General features: G+C 66.0%; 20 protein-coding genes. 9 read left to right on the forward strand and 11 right to left on the reverse strand.

Translation table 11 applies throughout. The annotated features are described in order from the left end of the window. Positions 1-32 precede the first annotated feature (32 nt). Positions 33-356 (forward strand): hypothetical protein, encoded by a 324-nt coding sequence (locus E9229_RS10325; RefSeq protein ID WP_183511120.1) that lies wholly within the window; start codon positions 33-35, stop codon positions 354-356. 29 nt (positions 357-385) lie between these two features. Further along, positions 386-2,500 (forward strand): thioredoxin domain-containing protein, encoded by a 2,115-nt coding sequence (locus E9229_RS10330; protein ID WP_183511121.1) that lies wholly within the window; start codon positions 386-388, stop codon positions 2,498-2,500. Here E9229_RS10330 and trhA read toward each other — a convergent pair. Next, positions 2,486-3,145 carry a PAQR family membrane homeostasis protein TrhA gene (gene trhA / locus E9229_RS10335; RefSeq protein ID WP_183511123.1) on the reverse strand — a complete coding sequence of 220 codons (660 nt, stop codon included), beginning with the start codon at positions 3,143-3,145 and terminating at the stop codon, positions 2,486-2,488. The genes E9229_RS10330 and trhA overlap by 15 nt on opposite strands. A gap of 188 nt (positions 3,146-3,333) precedes the next feature. Here trhA and E9229_RS10340 point away from each other — a divergent pair, with 188 nt between their 5' ends. Together E9229_RS10340 and E9229_RS10345 are read left to right on the forward strand one after the other, a co-directional pair. Continuing rightward, on the forward strand, positions 3,334-4,095 hold the full coding sequence (locus tag E9229_RS10340; RefSeq protein WP_183511124.1) for an isoprenyl transferase: 762 nt from the start codon (positions 3,334-3,336) through the stop codon (positions 4,093-4,095). A 200-nt stretch (positions 4,096-4,295) separates the two neighbouring features. Beyond that, entirely contained in the window at positions 4,296-5,618 is a 1,323-nt protein-coding gene (locus tag E9229_RS10345) for a PhoH family protein (protein ID WP_183511125.1), read from the forward strand. Here the strand turns inward: E9229_RS10345 and E9229_RS10350 are convergent, their stop codons facing one another. Then, positions 5,619-6,443 carry a hypothetical protein gene (locus tag E9229_RS10350; RefSeq protein WP_246380463.1) on the reverse strand — a complete coding sequence of 275 codons (825 nt, stop codon included), beginning with the start codon at positions 6,441-6,443 and terminating at the stop codon, positions 5,619-5,621. Positions 6,444-6,488: 45 nt separating this feature from the next. Between E9229_RS10350 and E9229_RS10355 the strand changes: the two genes are divergently transcribed. Both E9229_RS10355 and E9229_RS10360 read left to right on the forward strand, forming a co-directional pair. Further along, positions 6,489-7,046, forward strand: coding sequence for an A24 family peptidase (locus E9229_RS10355; protein WP_312855663.1), 558 nt, complete (start codon positions 6,489-6,491; stop codon positions 7,044-7,046). Between the two features lie 5 nt (positions 7,047-7,051). Continuing rightward, positions 7,052-7,519 (forward strand): NUDIX hydrolase, encoded by a 468-nt coding sequence (locus E9229_RS10360; RefSeq protein ID WP_183511126.1) that lies wholly within the window; start codon positions 7,052-7,054, stop codon positions 7,517-7,519. Positions 7,520-7,585: 66 nt separating this feature from the next. Here E9229_RS10360 and E9229_RS10365 read toward each other — a convergent pair whose 3' ends face one another. Further along, complete coding sequence (locus tag E9229_RS10365) at positions 7,586-9,259, reverse strand: MDR family MFS transporter (protein ID WP_183511127.1); 1,674 nt, start codon at positions 9,257-9,259, stop codon at positions 7,586-7,588. Between the two features lie 63 nt (positions 9,260-9,322). Then, positions 9,323-9,919 (reverse strand): TetR/AcrR family transcriptional regulator, encoded by a 597-nt coding sequence (locus tag E9229_RS10370; RefSeq protein ID WP_183511128.1) that lies wholly within the window; start codon positions 9,917-9,919, stop codon positions 9,323-9,325. A gap of 315 nt (positions 9,920-10,234) precedes the next feature. On the opposite strand from E9229_RS10370, the gene E9229_RS10375 reads away from it, so the two are divergent. After that, positions 10,235-12,280, forward strand: coding sequence for an acetoacetate--CoA ligase (locus E9229_RS10375; protein WP_221184431.1), 2,046 nt, complete (start codon positions 10,235-10,237; stop codon positions 12,278-12,280). A 64-nt stretch (positions 12,281-12,344) separates the two neighbouring features. On the opposite strand, the gene E9229_RS10380 is transcribed toward E9229_RS10375, so the two are convergent. The 3 genes from E9229_RS10380 to E9229_RS10390 form a co-directional block, all read right to left on the reverse strand. Then, the gene (locus tag E9229_RS10380) at positions 12,345-13,757 is read right to left on the reverse strand and encodes a class II fumarate hydratase (protein ID WP_183511129.1); all 1,413 of its coding nucleotides are present in this window, start codon (positions 13,755-13,757) and stop codon (positions 12,345-12,347) included. A 100-nt stretch (positions 13,758-13,857) separates the two neighbouring features. Beyond that, positions 13,858-14,496 carry a carbonic anhydrase gene (locus E9229_RS10385; RefSeq protein ID WP_246380464.1) on the reverse strand — a complete coding sequence of 213 codons (639 nt, stop codon included), beginning with the start codon at positions 14,494-14,496 and terminating at the stop codon, positions 13,858-13,860. Positions 14,497-14,561: 65 nt separating this feature from the next. Beyond that, on the reverse strand, positions 14,562-15,164 hold the full coding sequence (locus E9229_RS10390; RefSeq protein ID WP_183511131.1) for a DUF4245 domain-containing protein: 603 nt from the start codon (positions 15,162-15,164) through the stop codon (positions 14,562-14,564). Between the two features lie 116 nt (positions 15,165-15,280). Between E9229_RS10390 and glpX the strand changes: the two genes are divergently transcribed. After that, a complete protein-coding gene (glpX, locus tag E9229_RS10395) occupies positions 15,281-16,333 on the forward strand; it encodes a class II fructose-bisphosphatase (protein WP_183511132.1) in 1,053 nt (350 codons plus the stop codon). Positions 16,334-17,164: 831 nt separating this feature from the next. On the opposite strand, the gene manA is transcribed toward glpX, so the two are convergent. From manA to E9229_RS10415, 4 genes are read right to left on the reverse strand one after another with little or no spacing between them, the layout of a single operon-like run. Beyond that, complete coding sequence (gene manA, locus E9229_RS10400; protein WP_183511134.1) at positions 17,165-18,400, reverse strand: mannose-6-phosphate isomerase, class I; 1,236 nt, start codon at positions 18,398-18,400, stop codon at positions 17,165-17,167. An 8-nt stretch (positions 18,401-18,408) separates the two neighbouring features. Further along, positions 18,409-19,977 (reverse strand): LCP family protein, encoded by a 1,569-nt coding sequence (locus E9229_RS10405; protein ID WP_183511135.1) that lies wholly within the window; start codon positions 19,975-19,977, stop codon positions 18,409-18,411. Between the two features lie 10 nt (positions 19,978-19,987). Continuing rightward, the gene (gene purE / locus E9229_RS10410; protein WP_183511136.1) at positions 19,988-20,521 is read right to left on the reverse strand and encodes a 5-(carboxyamino)imidazole ribonucleotide mutase; all 534 of its coding nucleotides are present in this window, start codon (positions 20,519-20,521) and stop codon (positions 19,988-19,990) included. After that, complete coding sequence (locus E9229_RS10415; protein WP_183511137.1) at positions 20,522-21,697, reverse strand: 5-(carboxyamino)imidazole ribonucleotide synthase; 1,176 nt, start codon at positions 21,695-21,697, stop codon at positions 20,522-20,524. It lies immediately after the preceding gene. A 182-nt stretch (positions 21,698-21,879) separates the two neighbouring features. On the opposite strand from E9229_RS10415, the gene E9229_RS10420 reads away from it, so the two are divergent. Beyond that, a complete protein-coding gene (locus tag E9229_RS10420; protein ID WP_183511138.1) occupies positions 21,880-22,461 on the forward strand; it encodes a GtrA family protein in 582 nt (193 codons plus the stop codon). Positions 22,462-22,512: the final 51 nt, after the last annotated feature.

The raw sequence follows: 22,512 nt of genomic DNA on the forward strand, positions 1-22,512 counted from the left end.
GCCCGGCAACCCCATCAGAAAGAGCTTTTCACGTGTATTCGATCCTGCTGCTCGCAGCTACAGCCACACCTTCGCCCAGCCCGGCTCCGATTACCGCCGACGCGGCACAATCCATTGGCCCCGGGTTCATTGGCTTCGTGTTCACCGCAGCCGTGGCCATCCTGACCATCTTCCTGATCCGCGACATGACCCGCCGGATTCGCCGGGTGCGCTACTCCGGTGAGGCCGAACTGCGTCAGGCCCAGCTGGTGGAGCGCGGCGCCGAGCTGCGGTCCGGCGATGAACTGGCCCCCGGTCCGGTCAGCAGCCAGGCGACGGGCGACCACACGGATCCGCAGGACACCGAAGCCCGCTAATGGCGGGCCCGGCCGAGGGGAGCAGGGGCATGGCATCGCGCATCGCCGCTGAGGCCTCGGCCTACCTGCGCCAACATGCCGATCAGCCGGTCGATTGGTGGCCCTATGGGTCTGCGGCCTTCGCCAGTGCCCGTGAACGCGATGTGCCGGTGTTTCTCTCGATCGGCTATGCCGCCTGCCATTGGTGTCACGTGATGGCGGGGGAGTCCTTCGCCGATGCCTCCACTGCGGCCTACCTGAACGAACACTTCGTGGCCATCAAGGTGGACCGGGAGGAACGCCCCGACGTCGATAACACCTACATGGCCGCCACACAGACCCTGACCGGGGCCGGAGGCTGGCCCATGAGCGTCTTCGCCTTCCCCGACGGCCGCGCCTTCCACGCCGGAACCTACTTCCCGCCCGTGCCCCGAAGCGGTACACCCTCGTTCATGCAGGTGCTGGCCGCCGTGCGGGAGGCCTGGGAAATCAGGCGCCCCGAACTGGAGGTCCAGGCCGACACCCTGGCAGCCCACCTCGGGTCGGTCGCAGACGGCCAGCGCGCCATGCTCTCCGCCGTGCTTGCGGCGCCCGGGGGCTCCGAACCGCGGCACGAGGCGTTGGATGCAGCGCTGGATAAGCTGCTTGAAATCGAGGATCCCACCGGTGGGTTCTCCCCGGCCCCGAAGTTCCCGCCGAATCCGGCGCTGGACTTCCTGCTCCAATTCGCCGCGGGCCCCTCTCCCCGGGCCCCCGAAGCACTGTCCCTGGCCGGACGCACCCTCGAAAAGATGGCGCTGGGCGCGCTGCACGATCTGCCCGGTGGCGGGTTTTCCCGCTATTGCGTTGACGGGCAGTGGCGGGTGCCGCACTTCGAGAAGATGCTCTACGATAATGCCCAGCTGCTCGGGCTGTACTCCCGCTTCGCCGCCCTCACGCCGGATCCCGGGCAGCGCGAGCTGGCCACCCGGGCCGCCACGGGGATCGTGACCTGGCTGTGCCGGGACATGGTGCTACCGGGCGGCGCCTTCGCCTCCTCGCTCGACGCCGATGTCATCGAGGCCGACGGCAGCCATGCCGAAGGCTCCTGCTATCTGTTCAGTGACGAGCAGCTGGCGGAGCTGGTGCCCAAGCAGTGGGCCGTGCTCGCGCCGCTACTCGATGGCCGCACGCTGGAATCGGAGATCCCGGATCAGGACACCGCACATACCCTGGCTTTTGCCGTGCTGCCGGTCCCGTCCCAGTGGCTGGCCTGGGACGCCGCGGTCCCCGCGCTGTTGGCCGCGCGGTCGGCCCGCCCGCAGCCCTCGCGCGATGAGAAGGTCGTGGCAGCCTGGAACGGATTGGCCATCCAGGGTCTGGCCCTGGCCGCCGTGCTACTGGGGGACGCTGCGGCCCTGGACCTGGCGCAAGCCGCCGCCGCCCGTCTCTGGGAGGGGCATTGGGACGCCTCTCGCTCAGGGGCCCCGCTGCTGCGCGTGAGCTACCCGGGATCGGCCGCATCGGGCGTTCCGGGGTTACTGGAGGACTACGCGGCGGTGGCGTTGGGATTCCAGGCGCTTGCTGTCGCCAGCGGGGAAGAGCGGTGGCAGAAGCGGGCGGCGCTGCTGCTCGATGCCGCTCTGGAACTCTTCATTCTCGATGGCCTGCCGGTCGAATCGGCCTCAGGTGACGCGATGCTGCTGGCCGCCCGCTCCGGACGGTCATCTATCGAGGCGCTGGACGATGCGCTTCCCAGTGCGGTGGCGCTACTTTGCTCGGCCCTGCTGGATCGGGCTGGGACGCTGGCCGCCGCCGGAACCGGTGGGGAGGATCCGCATGGTTCGGTTGAACGGGGGCGGGTGTCCGCACTGCTGGGTTTCGTTCCCCGGCTTGCAGGAAGGGTCCCGCACGCGATGGGTGCGTCCTTGGCGGTGCTCGCCCGGCTGGGAGCCGGAACCGGAACCGAACTGGTGCTTACCGGTGGCACAACCGAACAGCGCGCCGGCGCACGGGCGCTGGGCATGCTTGCAGGCGTCGCGCAGCCGGTGGGAGCGCAGCAGCGGCCCGCCGCGCCCGATGGTGGACTGGCTGCATACGTCTGCCGGGGTGGGGTGTGTCTGGCACCGGTGTCCGGTTTGGCTGCGCTGCGCGGCGTCCTGCTGCCGTATCTACCGGGAGCCTAGAACGGCGATCATGATCGCGATGAAGTGGCAGGCGAAGCCGGCCACGGTGAAGGCATGGAACAGTTCGTGGAAGCCGAACCACTCGGGGAACGGGTTCGGCCGCTTCAGCGCGTAGAAGACCGCGCCGGCGATGTAGAAGGCCCCTCCGGCGCAGATCAGGATTGCAGCCGCGGGGCTGGCGGTGTAGAAGTCTGCGATGAACAGCAGCGCCGCGAGCCCCAGCAGGATGTATACCGGAACGTAGAGCCAGCGCGGGGCATCGGTCCACAAGACCCTGAAGCCGACCCCGAGCAGGGCCCCGAGCCAGATCGCGGTCAGCAGGATGGTTGCTTTTTCCGGGGGCAGCAGTGCCCAGGCCAGCGGGGTGTAGGAACCGGCGATGACCAGCATGATGTTGGTGTGGTCCAGGCGCTTGAGCGTCCGCTTCACCCCGGGGGACCAGTTTCCCAGATGGTAGGTCGCGCTGACGGAAAACAGCAGCAGGCCGGTGAAGGCATAGAGGGCAGATGCCGCCTTCAGCGCCGGTGTCGGAGCCAGGACGACCAGCACGATGCCCGCGGCGAGGGCGAACGGGGCGGTGGCGGCATGGATCCATCCGCGAAGGCGGGGTTTGATTTCGGACACGGGGGCGGCGGGGGAGGACATGGTTAATGCTAACCGAAACCGATTTGAAGTTACTTCACGGTAACAATTGGCGAGATGGCATTCGGCCGATTCGGGCACGCGTCGCTGGAGCTGGCAGGGCCCTCGAACCGGTAGCGTTGAGCATTGAAGCGGCATGTCGCCGCCGCGGCGATGTCGCGAGACCAGCACCACAGGAAGCGGGAGACACGGTGGAACTTCCGGGATTTGCATACCTGCTCTATGAGCGTCGCGTCGCACGTTCACTGTCCCCGGAAAAGCTCCCCACGCACATCGGCGTGCTCGTTGACGGGAACCGCCGCTGGGCACGGCTGGCCGGCGCGCCCACGTCCGAGGGCCACCAGGCAGGAGCCGACAAGATCCTCGAATTCCTCGGCTGGTGCCAGGAGCTGGGCATCAACATGGTGACCCTCTACATGCTCTCCACGGACAACATGAATCGATCCAGCCAGGAACTCGACGACCTGATGGGGATCATCGCCAACACCCTGGACCGCCTCGGGGAAGCCCGTACCGTCAGGGTGCACCCGGTGGGTGCGCCCGAGCTGCTTCCGGACTACCTCTCAGACAAGCTCCTCGAGCTGGCCAAATCCACGGCGGGTGCCACCGGGATCCATGTGAACATGGCCGTCGGCTACGGCGGGCGCCGGGAGATCGTCGACGCCGTCAAGGAACTTCTGCGCGACGGCGAGGCGAACGGCCTGACCCCCGGAGAGATCGCAGAAACGCTCGACGTGGACAAGCTGGCCACCTACCTCTACACCCGCGGCATGCCGGACCCGGATCTGGTCATCCGCACCTCCGGCGAACAGCGGCTTTCCGGGTTCCTCACCTGGCAAAGCGCCTACAGCGAGTTCTACTTCTGCGAGGCGCTCTGGCCGGACTTCCGGAAGGTCGATTTCCTGCGTGCACTGCGTGATTTTGCCGACCGGAAAAGACGCTTCGGCTCCTAGTCAGGAGCATCACTGGTGTTTCCCCGAGTGCGGTCCAGTGTTATCCGATTGATAGCCCATTCGTAGGATTCGGGCGTAGGGTCGAAGGTATCGGACGGCAAGAGGCCGGACGACGGAAAGGGTCCTGCAGGAAACCCGTATCGGCAGGACCCAGCCGTTCACCAACGACCTTCGGGCCGCGGCCCGGGGCGGGAGTCGACATGGCAGGCACACCAGTGGCGGGCACCAGAAACCCCCGCCGGACCTTTGTCCTTGATACCTCGGTCCTGATCGCCGACCCGCAGGCACTGCTCCACTTCGACGAACACGAAGTGGTCCTGCCCCTGGTGGTGATCATGGAACTGGAAAAGAAGCGCCACGACCCAGAACTGGGGTTCTTCGCCCGTCAGGCCCTGCGCCTGCTCGATGACTTGGGTACCAGTCATGACGGGCTCGGCGGGCTGATCCCGCTCGGTGACAAGGGCGGCACGCTTCGCATCGAACTGAACCACGTGGGTCTGGAGGTGCTGCCCGTCGGGTTCCGCAATGGCGATAACGACTCGCGGATCCTCGCCGTCGCCAAGTCCCTGAGCAACGAGGGACTGACCGTCACCCTGGTATCCAAGGACCTGCCGATGCGCGTCAAGGCTTCTGCCATGGGCCTGCATGCCGAGGAATACCGGAACGAGCTGGTCCGTTCCTCGGGCTGGACCGGTGTCGCCGAGGCGGACATCTCCGAGGAGGCGATGGCCACCCTGTTCAAGGGCGAATCGATCAGCATCCCGGAGATGGCGCCCCAACCGGCCAACACCGGACTGGTCATCCATTCACCGCGTGGCTCGGCGCTGGGCCGGGTGGATGCGAACCAGCTGGTGCACGTAGTGCGCGGTGACCGGGAAGCCTTCGGGCTGCACGGCCGCTCGGCTGAACAGCGTCTGGCCATCGACCTGCTGCTGGACCGTAGCGTCGGCATCGTGTCGCTGGGTGGGCGGGCCGGCACTGGAAAGTCGGCCCTGGCCCTGTGTGCCGGGCTCGAAGCGGTGCTGGAGCGCAACGAGCACCGCAAGATCATGGTCTTCCGCCCGCTTTATGCGGTCGGAGGTCAGGAACTGGGCTATCTTCCGGGTGCCGAGAACGAGAAGATGAACCCATGGGCCCAAGCCGTTTTCGACACGCTGGGCTCGGTGGTCAGCCAAAACGTGATGGAGGAGGTCATGTCCCGCGGCATTCTCGAGGTGCTGCCGCTGACCCATATCCGAGGCCGCTCGCTGCATGATGCGTTCGTGATCGTCGACGAGGCGCAGTCGCTGGAGAAGAACGTGCTGCTGACGGTGCTCAGCCGGATCGGGCAGAACTCCAAGGTGGTGCTTACCCACGACGTGGCCCAACGCGACAATCTGCGCGTGGGCCGGTATGACGGGATAGCGGCCGTGGTGGAGATCCTCAAGGGCCACCCGCTTTTCGGGCACGTCACGCTGACCCGCTCCGAACGCTCGGCGATCGCCGCGCTGGTCACCGAGCTGCTGGAGGACGGGGCCCGCTGATCAGGCCGGCCGGTGGCCCCCGACGACCCAGCGGATGTGCTTGCGGACGTCGGTCAGCGGCTCCTGGGGCTGCTCGAACAGGTCATCGATCATGTATTCGTTCACTGCGAGGATGCGCAGCGAGTGCCCGCGGCCGGCCCGGGTCCCCTCGAGCCACTGGCTGCCGGTGCAGATCCCCGTGGCCATGTCGATGCGTACCGTACAGCGGCCATCGCCCACCAGCGGGGCACCGGCCACCGCCGGCGCATAAAGCCGGCCGGGGGAGACCACGGCCTCCCAGCCATCTCGCCCGGCGGAGTCGCTGGCCCGGATCAGTTCGTGGATGATCAGCGGATGCGGGAAGGGCAGGTCGGCAGGGCCCGGAGCGCAGCCCGCCAATTCCACCGGGTCCAATATGGAGTTCCAGCCGGCTGCGGGCAGCGAGGGGATCACATAGGCCGCCTCGGGCCGGCGGGAGACCAGACCGTCGTTCTCATATACGGGGCTGAGCAGCCTGGGCGGAAGCAACCAGGCATCGCGCGTTGCCGAAACGAAGGCGGCGTCCTTGGAGGGTGCACGTCCGGTATCGGCGAAGAGCACCGCGCCTTGGGCATCCTGCACCCGCACGGCGGCGGGGCGCCTGATCATCGCGGTGACCGGTCCGGCTGGCTGGCCCGGCGCCCATGGCTCGGGACTATGCTGTGCATCCCAGGATTCCCAGGTGAAGCGCACCGAATCCCATTTCCACGGAGAGGACCGGCAGAGCCGCCTGAAGGAGGCCATGTCGGCATGGTCCGGCAGTGGCCTGCGCACCGTGGAGCCGTCGAAAACTGGTTGTTCACCCATGGATTCAGTCTAGGTCGGTGCCTCGGGGCACCGCCATGGTCCCTTGTGCTGATCCGGGGTATCGCCGCGGGGGCGTTCCTGACCTACGCTGGGCACATGATCGAGGCGACAGCGCTGCTATGGGGGGCACAACCGGTGGCAGGGCTGCTGCTGGTAGCCGCCCTGGTGCTGTTCCTGGTCAACGCGGTGCGGCTGGTGGCCATCGATGCGAGGGTGCACCTGCTGCCCAACCGGATCATCTTCCCCTGGTACCCGATAGCGCTGTTGCTGTTGGTTCTTGCCGCCGCCATGGCGGGTGAGATGATGACGGCGCTGCGCGTGGTCGTGTCCGGGGTGGCGCTGTTCCTGTTCTACCTGCTGTTGCACGTCATCAATCCGGGCGGCATGGGTCTGGGGGATGTGAAACTGGCAGGGATCCTGGGCATGTACCTGGGTTTCCTGTCTTGGTCGCATCTGCTGTTCGGCACGTTGCTGGCTTTCGTGACGGGTGCGTTGTGGGCCGGTGCGCTGATGGTGCTGCGCCGGGCCAACCGCAAGAGCACGTTCGCCTTCGGTCCGTTCATGTTCCTGGGCACCACGGCGGCGTTGTTCATGACAGTATGAAAAGCATGCCCACACCGGATTTCATTGTTGAATTGCGTTCCAAGATCGGCCATGCACCGCTTTGGCTTCCCGGGGTCAAAGTGGTGGTGATCCACGACGAATCGGTGCTGCTGGTCCGCCGTGCCGACAACGGCCGCTGGACGCTGCCCGCCGGCATCATCGAACCGGGCGAGGAGCCGGCTGCCACGGCCGTGCGCGAGGTCTTGGAAGAAACCTCGGTGGTGGTCTCCGCCCGTGCGCTGGTCGGGGTGGGAACCACCGAGGCAGTGACCTATCCCAACGGGGACCAGGCCCAGTTCCTCGACGTCGTCATGGCCTGCGACTATGTGAGCGGCACCGCCAAGGTCAATGACGATGAGAACCTCGAGGTGGCCTGGTACCGGCTCGATGACCTGCCGAACCTGCCGCCACGCCATGCCCGCGCCGTGGAATGGGCGCTCGAACCACACGCCCGGGGGCACTTCATCCGCTGATCGGGCAAAGAAATCGGGACGGACCAATGGCCGGTCCCGATTTCCCCATGCGGCTGCGAAGCGGGGTTAGCGCCCGGAGTCGGTTTTCGCCTCGGCCGTCGTTCCGGCCGGAGTTTTGCCCTTGGCGGCAGCCCGGGCCCGGGCCTCGAGCTCCACCGCTTCCTCGCCGCCGATCGCCTCACCGCGGGCCACCATGCCCGATGTGTCGGAGAGTTTGACCTGCTTCAGGAACAGGGCCAGTGCGAACGCGATGAGCAGGAACGGAATCAGGTACCAGAACACCGGTGCCAGCGAGTCGGCATACGCTGTGACGATGCCCTCGCGCACCGCCTCAGGCAGCTGAGCCATGGCCGCGGGAGCAAGGCGGGCGGTCGCGTCCCCGGCCGCGGCCGGGTCGAAACCTGCGCCCAGGAACACTGTATTCAGGTTCTCGGAGAGCCGGTTAGTGAACATCGCGCCGAAGATCGCCACGCCCAGGGCGGCCCCGACCTCGCGGAAGTAGTTGTTCGTGGAGGTCGCCGTGCCCACCATCGTCGGATCGACGGCGTTCTGGACCACCAGCACCACGACCTGCATGATCAAGCCCAGTCCGGCGCCGAAGACGAACAGGTAGGCGCAGATCAGCCACAGTGGAGTGGTGGAGCTCAGCGTGGTCATCGCCAGCATGGCAATTGCCGTAACCAGGGTGCCGGCGATCGGGTAGGCACGGTAGGAACCGGATTTGGAGATGGCGATGCCGGACCAGATCGAGGTGCCCATCAGGCCGACCATCATCGGCAGCATGAGCAGCCCCGAGACGGCGGCCGAGGTGCCGGAGGACATCTGCAGGAACGTCGGGACGAATGCGATGGCGGAGAACATGCCCAGGCCCAGGGTGAAGCCGATGGCCGTGGCGTTGACGAAGACCGGGTTCCTGAACAGTGCCAGTGGGATGATCGGATCCTGCGCGCGGGCCTCGGCAATCACGAAGAGCACAATGGCGGCGAGCAGGCCCAGCCCCCAGGCCCAGGTTTCGGGTGCGGCCCAGCCGTGGTCCTTGGACCCGCCGAAGTCGGTGAAGAAGATCAGGCAGGTGGTCGCCGCGGAGAGCAGCAGCACGCCCAGCATGTCGATCTTCTTGGCGGCCTTCTTGTTCGGAAGGGTCAGTGTGAACCAGGCAATGGCGAAGGCGGCGATGCCGATCGGGATGTTGATGTAGAACGCCCAGTGCCAGCTCATATGGTCGACGAAGAAGCCGCCCAGCAGCGGTCCGGCAACGGCGGAGAGGCCGAAGATGGCACCCAGGGGCCCCATGTACTTGCCGCGTTCGGAGGCCGGCACGATGTCGGCGATGATCGCCTGCGAGAGGATCATCAGACCGCCGCCGCCCAGGCCCTGCATGGCGCGGAAGATCACGAACATCCAGAAGCCGGTCGAGAGCGCCGCGCCCACCGAGGCGAGCGTGAACAGGGCGATCGCGATCAGGAAGAGGTTGCGTCGGCCCAACACGTCACCGAACTTGCCGTAGATCGGCATCACGATGGTGGTGGCGAGCAGATAGGCGGTGGTGATCCAGGCCTGGTGTTCCACGCCGCCGAGCTGGCCCACGATGGTGGGCATGGCGGTGGAGACGATGGTCTGGTCCAGGGAAGAGAGCATCATGCCGGCGATGAGCGCGGAGAAGATGATCCAGATCCGGCGCTGCGTGAGCAGCAGCGGGGCATCGGCACCGGTTCGTGGTGCCGTGGTGGCTTGGGCCATGGGAGAAGGGGTCCTTAATGTACGTGGTTGCGTTGGAAGATGTGTGGGGTGCGTCGCTGCCGGTCAGGGAAGCGTCAGTGGCTGCGTGAAGAGCGATTGGGCCTGGCGCATCAGCCCCAGGAACTCCGCCTCGAGCGAGGTCTTGTGCGCGGCCGCTGCATAGCGCTGGACGACCTGGTGCATGGCGAACTGGATCATGTGCACGGCCATGCCCAGTGCCGGGTGCGAGGGCGGGACGCCCTCGCGCTTGGCGACCTGGGCGATGAACAGGTTCAGCCGTTCGGGGCCGACCTGGACCAGTTTGGCCAGGAGCTCTGGTTCGCGGTGCACCGCCTCGAAGAAGCCGTGCGCACTGAGGATCTCCTGCTCGTCGCGGCGCAATTGCGAGAGCACCAGTTCCACCAGGTCCGCGAGCAGCGTCGGGGAGATCCCGATGGTGCCGGGCGGCCGGGCGGCCATGAAGCGCTCGAGTGTCTCGGCGGCGACACCGTCCTCGATGTGGCCGAAAACGGCATCGAGTTTGGTGGGGAAGTAGTTGAAGAAAGTGCGCCGGCAAATACCCACCCTGGAGCACAGCTCCTCGATGGTGAACCCGGAGAAGCCATGCTCCGCGGTGAGCTCGCGCGAACAGCGGGTGATGGCCAGGCGCGTGCGCTGCATGCGCGCGCTGCGCGTGGGCGGGAGGGCCGGATCCGCCACCGAGGCTGTAGTTGCACTTTCATTCACATCGTGCAGTTTTGCACTAGTGGATCAAGGGTGCAAATTAAGTGCCGGGGTCGCCGGAGGCGTCTCGCGGCCACCGGCGTCCAGTTGTTGGCCATCGACGGGTAATGTGAAGGGTGTCACTATCTACGAGCGTAGGTGTTTGGCTGATGAGTGCCCCCTAGCATCGGGTGTGACACCGTGTTCCGGTTCAAGCCCTGAGCACGGACCCTCTCGTCACGGAAGCCGAACGAAAGAAGGAAGCTGCTGGACATGAACACGAATGAACCGATGAGTAGCGATTCCGGCGCTCCGGCAACAGCACGCCGCTTTGCCCCGGGCGATATCACTTGGGCCCCGGCGCCCGGTGCCAGGCCGCGCATGCGCGACTTCATGGAGGCGGCGAATGCCCGGCACGGGTTGATGATGTCCCACTACCGGGACCTGCACCGTTGGTCGGTGGAGGAGGCCTCGGCATTCTGGGAAGAGGTCGTCCGCTACTTCGAGGTGCTCGGCGACGGCCTGGGCGGCCGGGGACTGGAGGATCCCACGATGCCCGGAGCCGCCTGGTTCACCGGGGCACGGTTGAACTTCGCCGAGAACGTCCTGCGGCATGCCGCACGGGAGGATATGGCCGACAGCACTGCCATCCTGCGGATCGACGAGGACAACCAGATTCGGACCATCACCTGGTCCCGGTTGGCCGACCAGGTCGGTTCGCTGGCCGCCGCCCTGCGCCGGCGCGGTGTCGGCTCGGGTGACGTGGTGGCGGCCGTTATGCCCAATGTTCCCGAGGCCGTCATCGGCCTGTTGGCCACGGCGTCGCTCGGGGCCATCTGGTCCATCAACTCACCGGACATGTCGGCCGGAGCGACGCTGGATCGGATCAGCCAGCTGGCCCCGAAGGTGCTCATCGGCATCGACGGCTACCGGTTCAAGGGTCGAACCATCGACCTGACCGGATACTTTGCGCAGGTGGCAGCAGGCCTGCCGGAAACCGGGCAGCGGTTGTTCGTCAAGAATGTGTCCGAGTCCCAGGCCGGGCCCGAGGGGTTCGAGGAGCTGGGGCCGCTGCTTCACGGCAGCGAACGCGTCGGACCACGGCGGCTGCCATTCGACCATCCGCTGTGGGTGCTTTTCTCCTCCGGAACCACCGGTGCGCCCAAGGGCATAGTTCACTCGCACGGCGGCATGACGCTCGAGGCCCACAAGGGCATCGGCCTGCAGCAGGACCTGGGCCCGGGGGACCGCTACTACGTTGCGGCTAACACGTCCTGGATGGTGTGGAACACGCTGGTGAACTCGCTGACGGTGGGCGCATCGGTGGTCACCTATGACGGATCACCAGCCGTTGGTGGAGCCGCCCGGCAATTCGAGATCCTTGCCCTGACCGGCGCGACGATGTTCGCCACCGGCGCCGCCTACCTGAGCATGGTGGAGAAGTCCGGGCTGGAACCGGGAACCACCTTCGATCTGTCCGCACTGCGCCGGATCATGTCAACCGGTTCACCGCTGCCGCCGAGCACCTGGAGCTGGGTCCATGAGGCGGTGAAGGCCGATGTCCACCTCGGTTCGGATTCCGGCGGCACGGACATCTGCTCCGGGTTCCTGGGCTCGAACCCGATGGATCCGGTGCGGCTCGGCGAACTGCAGGGCGCATGCCTCGGCGCCGCCGTAGAGGCCTGGTCGCCCTCCGGGGAACGGGTCCTTGGGGAACTGGGAGAAATGGTGGTCACGGCCCCGATGCCCTCCATGCCCGCCTCCTTCTGGAACGACCCCGACGGGCAGCGCTACCGGGACGCCTACTTCGATCAGTACCCGGGGGTGTGGCGCCACGGCGACTGGATCACCGAAACCGAACACGGTTCCTTCATGGTGCACGGTAGATCCGATGCCACGCTGAACAAGAACGGAGTCCGGCTGGGCACCGCCGATATCTACGCGGTGGTCGAGGACCTGGAGCAGATCAGGCAGTCGCTGGTCATCGGCGTGGAAATTCCCGGTGGCGACTACTACATGCCGCTTTTCGTGGAGCTGTCCGCCGGCGTGGAACTGGACGAGGAACTTGTGGCGGAGCTGAAGTCCGCCATCAGTAAACAGACCTCGGCCCGTCACGTCCCGGATGAAATCGTGGTGGTTCCCGGGATCCCGATGTCGCACACGAACAAGCGCCTGGAGGTGCCGATCAAGCGGCTCTTCCTGGGATTCGAGCTTGACCGTGCGCTGAATGTGGGAAGCGTGGCCAACCCGCAGGCGCTTGACTGGTTCGTCGAGCGGGCCAGGGCCTTCGGCCGCGACCGGCTTGGGGCGGGAAACTAGCAAACAGACGGCCTGCGGCCCGCACCCGGAGGGGTGTCGGCCGCGCGCCGTCGGTTCCCGTGCTTCAGTGCCTCCCGGTCATCGTGGTGACGTCGAGCAGCTCGTCCAACTGCGCCTCGGTGAGTTCGCCGCGCTCGACGAAGCCGAGCGCGATGGTCGCCTCGCGGACGGTGAGCCCGTCGGCGACGGCCTTCTTGGCGATCTTCGCCGCGTTTTCGTAGCCGATGTACTTGTTCAGCGGCGTGACGATCGAAGGGGAGGCCTCGGCCAGGAAGCGGGCGCGTTCGACATTCGCGGTGATCCCGTCGACCATCTTGCGGGCCATCACCGTGGCGGTATTGGTCAGCAGGCGGATGGATTCGAGCAGGTTCGCCGCCATGACCGGGATGCCGACGTTCAGCTCGAACGCACCGTTGGTACCGGACCAGGCGATGGCCGTGTCGTTGCCGATCACCTGGGCCGCAACCATGATCGCCGCCTCGGCGATCACCGGGTTCACCTTGCCCGGCATGATCGATGAGCCCGGCTGCAGGTCGGGAAGGGATATCTCGCCCAGCCCGGTGTTCGGGCCCGAACCCATCCAGCGCAGGTCGTTGTTGATCTTCATCAGCGAGATGGCGATGTTGCGCAGCTGCGAGGAGGCCTCGATCAGCCCGTCGCGGTTGGCCTGGGCCTCGAAGTGGTTGCGTGCCTCGGTGAGGGGCAAGTCCGTGTCGGCCGCCAGCAGCTCGATCACGCGCTGCGGGAAGCCGTCGGGCGTATTGATGCCGGTGCCCACCGCCGTGCCGCCCAGTGGGACCTCGGCAACGCGCGGAAGCACAGCATGGATCCGCTCCACCGCATAGCGCATCTGCGCCGCATAGCCGCCGAACTCCTGGCCCAGGGTCACCGGGGTGGCATCCATCAGGTGGGTGCGCCCTGACTTGACCACGTGCGCGAACTCGTCGGCCTTGGCACCCAGGGAGCGGGCCAGCAGTTCGAGCGCCGGAACCAGATCGTGCAGCAACGCACCGGTGGCTGCAACGTGCACCGATGTGGGGAAGACGTCGTTGGAGGACTGCGAGGCGTTCACATGGTCGTTGGGGTGCACCGTGGTGGAGGACCCGTCCGCTGCCAGCGCACGGGTGGCCAGCTCGGCCAGCACCTCGTTCATGTTCATGTTCGAGCTGGTTCCGGATCCGGTCTGGAATACGTCGATCGGGAACTGGTCGTCGTACCCATGGCCGGCGACGAGGTCGGCCGCGGCGACGATGGCCCGGGCCCGTTCGGCATCCAGCACGCCGAGTTCGGCGTTGGCCAGGGCGGCGGCCTTCTTCACCTGGGCCAGTGCCTGGATGTGCCGCGGCTCGAGCACCTTGCCGGAGATCGGGAAGTTCTCCACGGCACGTTGGGTCTGGGCACGGTAGAGGGCCTTGGCCGGCACCCGGACTTCGCCCATGGTGTCGTGTTCAATACGGAATTCGTCGCTGTTGTCCATGGGGACCACGCTACGCCCGCAGCGGCGATTGTGGCAGGGGGATTGCCACCGGCGAACCCGGGAATAGACGGGTCCGCCTGGGCGCTTGCGGCTCGGTCGGCTACAGGGCCCCGAAGCCGGAAACCATTTCGGCCTTGCCCTCGGCCAGGCGGTAAGTCACGCCGATGACCGCGGTCTCACCGGAATCCACTGCTGCGGAAATGACCTTCGAGGCATCGACGAGGCGGTGCGTGGTCTGCTGCACGTGCTCGACCACCGTGGCGTTCACGTCGGTGATGCCGTGGCGGGAGGCGGTGATCACCGAGGGGGTGATGCGCTCGACCAGGTCGCGGATGAAGCCCGGGGGCATCTGTCCGGTCTCGAAGGCTTCCATGGTGGCAGTGACGGCGCCGCAGGAGTCGTGGCCCAGCACGATGATCAGCGGCACCTTCAGCAGGGCCACCGAATACTCCAGGGAGCCGAGCACCGCGTCGTCGACCACGTGGCCGGCGGTACGGACCACGAACACGTCGCCCAAGCCCACGTCGAAGATGATTTCAGCGGCAAGCCGGGAGTCCGAGCAGCCGAAGATGACGGCGAAGGGGTGCTGCGTGTCCACCAGCGAGTGGCGCCGCGGGGCGTCCTGGTTGGGGTGGTCGGTGCTGCCTTCCACAAACCGGGCGTTGCCTTGGCGCAGTTTTCGCCAGGCTTCGGCGGGGGACATGGATTTGGTTTCGACGGGTAGGTCGGCTTCGTTCATGGAACCCAGCATATTCCTGCCGGTGCGCCGTCCCGCAACCGGGGGTCCGCGGATGAAGCGGTTAGTCAGCCCGCAGCGGGCAGCCCGGCCGCCACGATGGCCGCCATTTCTTCCAGGACGTTGGTGCCCGATTTGCTGCTCAACAGCACGGTGCTCCTGCCGCGCTTGAGGATGTAGGTGGTGTCTTTGCCCTTGGTGCGTACCTCCCAGGTAGCGCCCCCGATCTCGGTGGTGCCGGTGATGGCAGCGGAATCGGTGATCTGGGCCAGCCAGACGGCATTCGCATCGGCGGTCTGGCGGAACCAGACGAACTTCTGCTCCGGGGTGACGTAGCCGATTTCCCAGTAGGCGATCCCGTCGACGCCGGCAGAGATCCAGCGGGCGAAGTTCGCGTACCAGCCCTCCGGGACGGCCGGTGCCAGCGGGGTGAAGTCCGCTGCCGCAGCTGCCTCCTGCGCCGTGACGGAGACGTTGATGTCGGGGCGGTAGCCGTCGGTCTTCGACGCTGGATTAAGCGCGATGACCACCACTGCAATGATGACTGTGAGCAGCACCGAGATGAACATGCCCTTGACTGTCTGGTTGGCGCGCTTGGCCTGTGAGGGCGTAAGCACCGGCTTGGGCAGTGCCTCGGGCGCTGATTCTGGGGTCTGGGGCAGGTTCGTCACCCCTCCATTCTCGCCTATCCCGGGCCCGGCCTCCAACGCGGGGGATGCCGTGAGCGGTTCATCACACAGAACCGGCGCGTCGCCGGCGCTATGATCTAAGGAGTGTCCGCGGCTAAATGCCGTCAATTCGAAGACGAAGGAACACCGTGACAGAAGCCACGAATTTCGCCCACCTGTCCCCACGACTGTCGGTTTCCGACGCGGAGCCGGATCGCAACCTGGCCCTTGAGCTCGTCCGGGCGACCGAGGCGGCAGCCATCGCATCGAGCCCCTGGGTCGGATTCGGTGACAAGAACGCCGCCGACGGCGCAGCTGTCGACGCCATGCGCTCGCTGCTCGCCACCGTCTCCTTCAATGGCGTAGTCGTCATCGGCGAAGGCGAAAAAGACGAAGCCCCGATGCTGTTCAATGGCGAACGCGTGGGCGACGGAACAGGCGCCGAATGCGACGTCGCAGTCGACCCGATCGACGGCACCCGCCTGGCCGCCTTGGGCATCAACAACGCACTGTCTGTGTTGGCAGTGGCCGACCGTGGCTCGATGTTCGACCCGTCTGCCGTCTTCTACATGGAGAAGCTGGTGACCGGACCCGAGGCGGCCGAACTGGTTGACCTGCGCCTGCCGGTCAAGCAGAACCTGCACCTGATCGCCAAGGCCAAGGGCAAGAAGGTCAGCCAGATCACCGTGTGCATCTTGGATCGCCCGCGCCATGCCGGCCTGGTCGAGGAAATCCGCGCCGCCGGTGCACGCACCAAGTTCATCATGGACGGCGACGTTGCCGGCGCCATCGCAGCCACTCGCGAGGGTACCGGCGTCGACGTGTTGATGGGCATCGGCGGAACCCCCGAGGGAATCGTCACCGCCTGCGCCATCAAGTCACTGGGAGGCGTCATCCAGGGCCGCCTGTGGCCGACCGATGACGACGAGAAGCAGAAGGCCATTGACGCCGGACACGACCTGTCCCGCGTGCTGACCACGAACGACCTGGTCACGAGCGATAACTGCTACTTCGCGGCGACCGGCATCACCGACGGCGACCTGCTGCGCGGTGTGCGTTACAAGAACAACAAGATCACCACCCAGTCGATCGTGATGCGTTCCAAATCCGGAACCATCCGCTTCGTCGAGGGCGAGCACCAGTCCGATAAGTGGGAAGCGTACACCCGCTGAAATCGACCGATACAAGGCCGTTTCCCCGCCATCCGATTCGTTGGATTGTGCGGGGGAACGGCCCTTTTCGTGCCCGAATCAGCGGCGGAAACCATGCCGGAGCCGTTTCGGTGGCCTGACGGCTATTTAGTCTTCTTGCCGGCGACGGTGCGCCCGTCGGCCAGGGTAATGCCGTCCGTGTCAACAGACTCGACAACCACCGAGTCGCCCGGCAGGATCCTGCCATTGACAATCGCCTCGAACCGACGCTGGACGCGGTTCCACAGAGCACCGGAAGACAGTCCTTGCCGAACTTCAACCAGGAACCATCGCCGTTGTCATCAGGCTGCTTGAGCTCAAGGAACCGCTTCACTACTTCGGTCTGGCGTGGGTCTGTTCCGGAGAACTTGGAACCGTCTGTGGTTGCCGTTTCGTTGATCTTGGGATTGGCCATCAGGACCTTGATGGCTTTCGCGTCCATCCCGAACGGTTCCTCCGGAAGCCGGTCCCTGGGGGCGACCACTTCAACGGGCTTCGCTTCCGGTGCAGTAGTGGAAACGGGCGGTGAAGCCACAGCCGGGGGCGGTGATCCGGGAGCCGGACCGGCCCCGCCAGTGCCCCCGGCGAGCAGTAGGCCAAGCGTGAGTGCAACAGCCGCAATCAATGGTTGATGCAAGGTATCCCCTTGGCAAACAGGCAAGTTCAGCCATTGAATCCATCCGCGGGGTCCGGTGAATCAGCGGCGGCGGTTTCCGAGACGCGCCGAATCAAACAAGCGTTTCACCCGTGCGTACACATGTGCAAGGCGCAGTCCCGATGACGCGGCCGCGCCTGTGGCATGTTCGGGGCTGGTCAGCCGCTGGAACCGGTGGTCACGACAAAGGCCAGTGCGCCGGCGCTGCCGCTGCGCCGGGCCATCACCGGGGCCTCGTCGGCGCCGATGAAGACCGATTCGCCGCGGGCTACCCGGGCATCGGAGTAGGGGGAATCGAGCAGGAGTTCGCCCTGCACACAGATCACCAGGACGGGTCCGTTCTGCAGCAGGGGGACGTCGGCATCTGCCATCGAAGTGTCATCCACGACGGCGGGAATCTCGATGCGCTGGAGTGCGAACTCGGCAAACGGGGGAACATAGGTTTCCTGGCCCAGATCGGTGGTCCGGGAGCGGAGACGGGGGACCCCGATGGGGTTGAAGTCCACCGTACCCATCAGTTCCGGGACGTCGATGTGCTTGGAGGTCAGTCCTCCGCGCAATACGTTGTCCGAATTGGCCATGACCTCCACGCCCAGCCCGCGTAGGTAGGCATGGACGTTGCCGGCGTCCAGGTAGATCGCTTCGCCTGGCGCCAACCGCACCAGGTTGAGCAGCAGCGAGACCACGACGCCGGGATCGGACGGGTAGTGGCTGGCCAGCGAGATCAGTTCGGCCAGTGCCGGCTCCGCTGCGAGCACCGGGTCGGCGGCGACCAGCGCGGGTGCGGCGGCTGCCAGGTCGGAGACCGGGGTTCCGGCATCGAGCAGGTAGCCGAAGGCCGCCCGCAGGCCTTGCGTGAGCAGCAGCGAGGCAACATGCTCCGCCGTCCGGGACGCTGCGCCGGTCAGGGCGGTGGCCAGCGTGGTGAAGAGCCCCGCCGATTCCTGTACCGGTCGGAATCCGCTCAGTGCCACGAAGTCGGTGAGCGCAAAAAGCATCTCCGGCTTGTGCTGGCTGTCGCGGTAATTCCGGTGGAAGGCGTCGCGGGGGACCCCGGCGGCATCCTCGGCGGCGAGTCCGGCGGCAGCCTGGGCGGGGTTCGGATGTACTTGCACCGAAAGCGGCTTGTCGGCCGCCAGCAGCTTGGCCAGGAACGGAAGCTGTCCGTAGACGGCGTTTGTTTCCTTGCCCAGAAGTGCCTCCGGATCCGCGGCAATCAGCTCATCCAGGGCCATGCGTCCCTCGGGCAGCACGGCGAGGGAGGGCGCCGTGGGGTGTGCCCCGATCCACATTTCGGCTTCGGGCGCGCCACTGGCTTCACGGCCCAGCAGGTGCGAGATCGCGCTCCTTGAGCCCCAGGGGTAGTCCCGGAACGTGTTCTCTAAGAAATACATAGCCGTCCTTAAGGTACCGAGCACTGGTCGTTGTTCATGACCAGTTCGGAGATCAAGTCCCTGCGTCCGATCTGTTCGAGCGTGACGAGGTACTCTTCGGTGATGGGCGAACCATCCGGTTTGGTGGAGGGCGGGGCCGTCTTTTCCGCCGCGGCGGTGCCCGGCTTCTTGGGCTTGGCGGATCCGCCTTCCTTGGCGGTGGGCTTGGAGGCCGGGGGCTCGTTGGTAGAGGCAAGGAGCTCGTCGATGCGCGTGTGGATTTGGCCGAAATCGGGATAGGTCGAGAACTTCTGCGAGGCAGTTCCGAAGTCCGGGGCACCGAGGGTCAGTGACTTGAACGGAGTCTGCCGGGCCTTGTCGGCCAGCGACAGGAAGCTGCCCAGCTGTTGCTGCGGGATATCGGTTTCCACCAGTTCCTCGCCGGCATCCATGATCTGGGTGAAGCGGGTCAGTACAGTCTGCGGGCTGAACTGCTTCATCATTGCCTGCTGCAGGCACTGCTGACGCCTGATCCGGTGGTAGTCGGTGGTGAAGTCGCGTGAACGGGCGAACCAGAGCGCCTGCTTGCCGTTGAACTCTTTCACGCCGGGGGAGAACCAGTGGGTGTTGACGGTGGAATTGGGCCATTTCTTCGCATTGTAGGGGACCCACCCGCCCGATTTTACAGTGACTCCGCCCATGGCGTCGATGAACCCCGAGAAGCCAGCCATGTCGATGAGCACATAGCCCTGGACCTTCAGCCCGGTGATGCCCTCGGCTGCCTCGACGGTAGCCTGCGCCGCGGGGTTCTTCACACCGGGGTAAAGGTGTGCGTATTTTTCCTCGACCGTGGGGTACAGGGCGTTGAAGATGCACTCGTTGCCGCAGCTGTAGCCGGCGGGGTACACCTCGCGCATCGGGGAGTCCGCCGGGAAGGGAGTGTTCTGGAAATTGCGCGGGATCGAGATCATTGCCGCGTGGCCGTTCTTGGCATCAACGGAGAGCAGTGACACGCTGTCAGGACGCAGCCCCTGCCGGTTGCTTCCGGCGTCCCCGCCCATGATCAGGATGTTGTAGCGGCCATCGACCGGGGCGAAGGCGGGCCCGCGGGCAAAGATGCTCTGGATCGCGTTGCGGCCCTCGTTGACGATAAACGCCCCATAGCCCAGGATGCCGCTCGTGGCGAAGATGGCAAGGACGAGGCCTCCGGCGACGATGCCGCGCATGCCCGGTGCCAGTAATTTCGGCCGGATCAGCACCAGGGTGTTCAAGAAGAGCAGCAACCAGCCCACTGCCAGCGCCATCAGCACTATCACTACGAGCAGCTGCACCCAGGACTGGGCGAAGAGGCTGATCAGGATGTTCCTGTTGATCAGTGCCAGGGCCAGCAGGAGCACGAGGAGGGCCCAGCAGGACAGGGTCACCGTCACGGCCTTGCGGCCCAGTGCCCTGTTTCCGGCCACGATCTGCGCCCCGCCGGGCAGGAACACGGTCAGCAGCAGCAACATGATGGCGCGCTTGGACCGCGTGGGTGCCGAGGCCGACTCCGGGTGACGGACCGGGTCGGCGGCGGGGCGGGGCAGATCGATGACGGGCATGGACGCGCTCCTAGAGGCCGGGGAAATCGGTCTCGACGGCGTTGCGCAGGGCTGCTCCCTTGTCGGAGGCGACCTTGCGCAGATCGGCGGAGAAGTCGATGAGCTTTTCCTGCAGCGAGGCCGCCAGCTCGTCGGTGGCGGAGGCCAGCATGCGCACGGCCAGCAGGCCGGCGTTGCGGGCACCTCCGATCGAGACAGCGGCCACCGGTACGCCGGCGGGCATCTGCACGATGGACAGCAGCGAATCCATGCCGTCGAGGGTCTTCAACGGGACCGGAACACCGATGACCGGCAACGGGGTGACCGAGGCGAGCATGCCGGGCAGGTGCGCTGCCCCGCCGGCGCCGGCGATGATCACGCGGATGCCACGGGTGTGGGCCTTCTTGCCGTAGGCGATCATGTCCTCGGGCATGCGGTGGGCGGAGACCACGTCGGCTTCGAAGGGGATGCCGAATTCGGCCAGGGCCTCGGCAGCCAGGCGCATCACGGGCCAGTCCGAATCCGAGCCCATGACCAGGCCGACCAGGGGTGCTGCAGCAGACATCTAGTTCTTTCCTTCGTTTAATGCATCCACGCCGTCGCGGATGATGGAGGCCACGCGGTTGGCACGGTCCCGCAGCGAAGCAGATCCCTCGCCGGGTTCGGCGACGACGTTCACGTGGCCGATCTTGCGGCCCGGGCGGACCGACTTGCCATAGGCATGGACCTTCACGCGCGGCTCGGCGGCCAGTGCCGCGGCGAAGGCGGAGAACAGGTCTTGGTTGGAGCCGCCAAGGTAGTTCTTCATCACACAGAGCTCGCCGAGGGCCGACGTATCGCCCAAGGGAAGGTCCAGCACGGCCCGAAGATGCTGCTCGAACTGGCTGGTCACCGAGCCGTTCATGGTCCAGTGCCCGGTATTGTGCGGGCGCATGGCCAGTTCGTTGATGACGAATCCGGCACCGAGCCCGGGGGTCTCGAAGAGCTCGGCCGCCATGACCCCGGTGACGCCGAAGGCTTCGGCGATGCGCAGCGCGGCTGCCGATGCTGCCGCAGCCACTTCGGGGTCGAGGTCCTGTGCCGGGGCGATGACCTCGTCGCAGACGCCGTCGACCTGGATGGTGTGGACGACGTCCCAGCCGCGGGCCTCACCCGAGGGGGTGCGGCCCACCATGGCGGAGAGTTCGCGGGTGAAGGGGACCTTGGCTTCGGCGAGCAGGTCGCCGTTGCCGAACCAGTCGGAGGCCGCCGCTGCGGCCGCCGCATCCTCGATCATGCGCACGCCCTTGCCGTCGTAGCCTCCGCGCGGGGTCTTGAGCACGATCGGGAAGCCGATCCGCTCACCGAAGGCAACCAGCTCCTCCACGGTGGAGACGGCGTCCCATTCCGGGTTGGGCAGGCCCAGCTCGGCGATGGCCTTGCGCATCACCAGCTTGTCCTGCGCATGGATCAGCGCCGAGGGCCGGGGCTGGACATTGACGCCCTCGTCGATCAGCGTCTGCAGATGCGCATTGGGCACGTGCTCGTGGTCGAAGGTCATCACATCCAGGCCACGGGCAAATTCGCGGAGCGTATCGAGATCCTTGTAGTCACCGACGGGTGCGGTGGCTACCGAGGACGCTGCGGAAACATCGGGGGCTTCGGCGAGGATACGCAGCTCGAAGCCGAGATTCAGGGCCTCTGGGGCCATCATTCGGGCGAGTTGGCCACCGCCCACTACACCAATCACAGGAAACATCACTGCACAAGCGTACCCAACGGGTTGCCTTGCCCCGGGCGCACACGCGATCTTGGGCACCTTTCCGAGCAAACCCACAGCGGACGTGCCTACAATGGATGGTTGGGCGCTGCTACTTCGCGGCCCGGCCCGGCGGGTGGCGAGAGCCACCAAACCGGATATTATTCGACGGACCGTGGAGGGTCATGTTAGCGAAACTGTATGGCAAGGCAATGGGCTTAGCCTCGATGATGTGGCGCGAAGTCATGAAATTCGGCGTCGTGGGCGGCCTCGCATTTGTCATCGACTCCAGTGTCTACCTTTGGCTGCTCAGTGGCCACATGGGCGACTCCCAGGTGAAGGCAAAGATCATTGCCGGTGTCGTGGCCACGCTGTTCTCCTGGGTGGCGAACCGCTTCTGGACCTTCAGGCACCGCCGCCAGGCTTCGGTCCTCCGCGAACTACTCATGTTCCTGCTGATGAACGCCATCGGCCTGGGCATCGCCGCGGCTTGCGTGGGCTTTACCAAGTACGTGCTGGACCTGACAGACACCACCAGCGTCTTCATTGCCGGCTCCGTCGTGGGTCTGGTGCTCGGCACCATCTTCCGCTTCTTCGCCTACCGTTTCTGGGTGTTCAGTGCCGAGCTGGATTCCGAGGAGAAGTTCAAGGACGACTACGACCTGATCGGTGCGGAGACATCGGGCCTCGATTCGGTGCAGACCGTGGAAGATGCCCTGCGCAACACCCCCGGCCTTACCGACACCGGGTCGATCCGCCGGATCTAGGATTCCGCTTCACCTCGAGAAGGGTGCCGTGGCCACTGGCTGCGGCACCCT

Source organism: Paeniglutamicibacter cryotolerans, assembly GCF_014190875.1.
Classification (GTDB): Bacteria; Actinomycetota; Actinomycetes; order Actinomycetales; family Micrococcaceae; genus Paeniglutamicibacter; species Paeniglutamicibacter cryotolerans.

What these genes read in the sequence shown, in the direction of transcription:
- E9229_RS10330 (WP_183511121.1), top strand. Translation starts at nt 386, where the DNA reads ATGGCATCGCGCATCGCCGCTGAGGCCTCGGCCTACCTGCGCCAACAT.
- trhA (WP_183511123.1), bottom strand. Translation starts at nt 3,145, where the DNA reads ATGTCCTCCCCCGCCGCCCCCGTGTCCGAAATCAAACCCCGCCTTCGC.
- E9229_RS10345 (WP_183511125.1), top strand. Translation starts at nt 4,296, where the DNA reads ATGGCAGGCACACCAGTGGCGGGCACCAGAAACCCCCGCCGGACCTTT.
- E9229_RS10350 (WP_246380463.1), bottom strand. Translation starts at nt 6,443, where the DNA reads ATGGGTGAACAACCAGTTTTCGACGGCTCCACGGTGCGCAGGCCACTG.
- E9229_RS10360 (WP_183511126.1), top strand. Translation starts at nt 7,052, where the DNA reads ATGCCCACACCGGATTTCATTGTTGAATTGCGTTCCAAGATCGGCCAT.
- E9229_RS10365 (WP_183511127.1), bottom strand. Translation starts at nt 9,259, where the DNA reads ATGGCCCAAGCCACCACGGCACCACGAACCGGTGCCGATGCCCCGCTG.
- E9229_RS10370 (WP_183511128.1), bottom strand. Translation starts at nt 9,919, where the DNA reads ATGCAGCGCACGCGCCTGGCCATCACCCGCTGTTCGCGCGAGCTCACC.
- E9229_RS10375 (WP_221184431.1), top strand. Translation starts at nt 10,235, where the DNA reads ATGAACACGAATGAACCGATGAGTAGCGATTCCGGCGCTCCGGCAACA.
- E9229_RS10380 (WP_183511129.1), bottom strand. Translation starts at nt 13,757, where the DNA reads ATGGACAACAGCGACGAATTCCGTATTGAACACGACACCATGGGCGAA.
- E9229_RS10385 (WP_246380464.1), bottom strand. Translation starts at nt 14,496, where the DNA reads ATGAACGAAGCCGACCTACCCGTCGAAACCAAATCCATGTCCCCCGCC.
- glpX (WP_183511132.1), top strand. Translation starts at nt 15,281, where the DNA reads ATGCCGTCAATTCGAAGACGAAGGAACACCGTGACAGAAGCCACGAAT.
- manA (WP_183511134.1), bottom strand. Translation starts at nt 18,400, where the DNA reads ATGTATTTCTTAGAGAACACGTTCCGGGACTACCCCTGGGGCTCAAGG.
- E9229_RS10405 (WP_183511135.1), bottom strand. Translation starts at nt 19,977, where the DNA reads ATGCCCGTCATCGATCTGCCCCGCCCCGCCGCCGACCCGGTCCGTCAC.
- purE (WP_183511136.1), bottom strand. Translation starts at nt 20,521, where the DNA reads ATGTCTGCTGCAGCACCCCTGGTCGGCCTGGTCATGGGCTCGGATTCG.
- E9229_RS10420 (WP_183511138.1), top strand. Translation starts at nt 21,880, where the DNA reads ATGTTAGCGAAACTGTATGGCAAGGCAATGGGCTTAGCCTCGATGATG.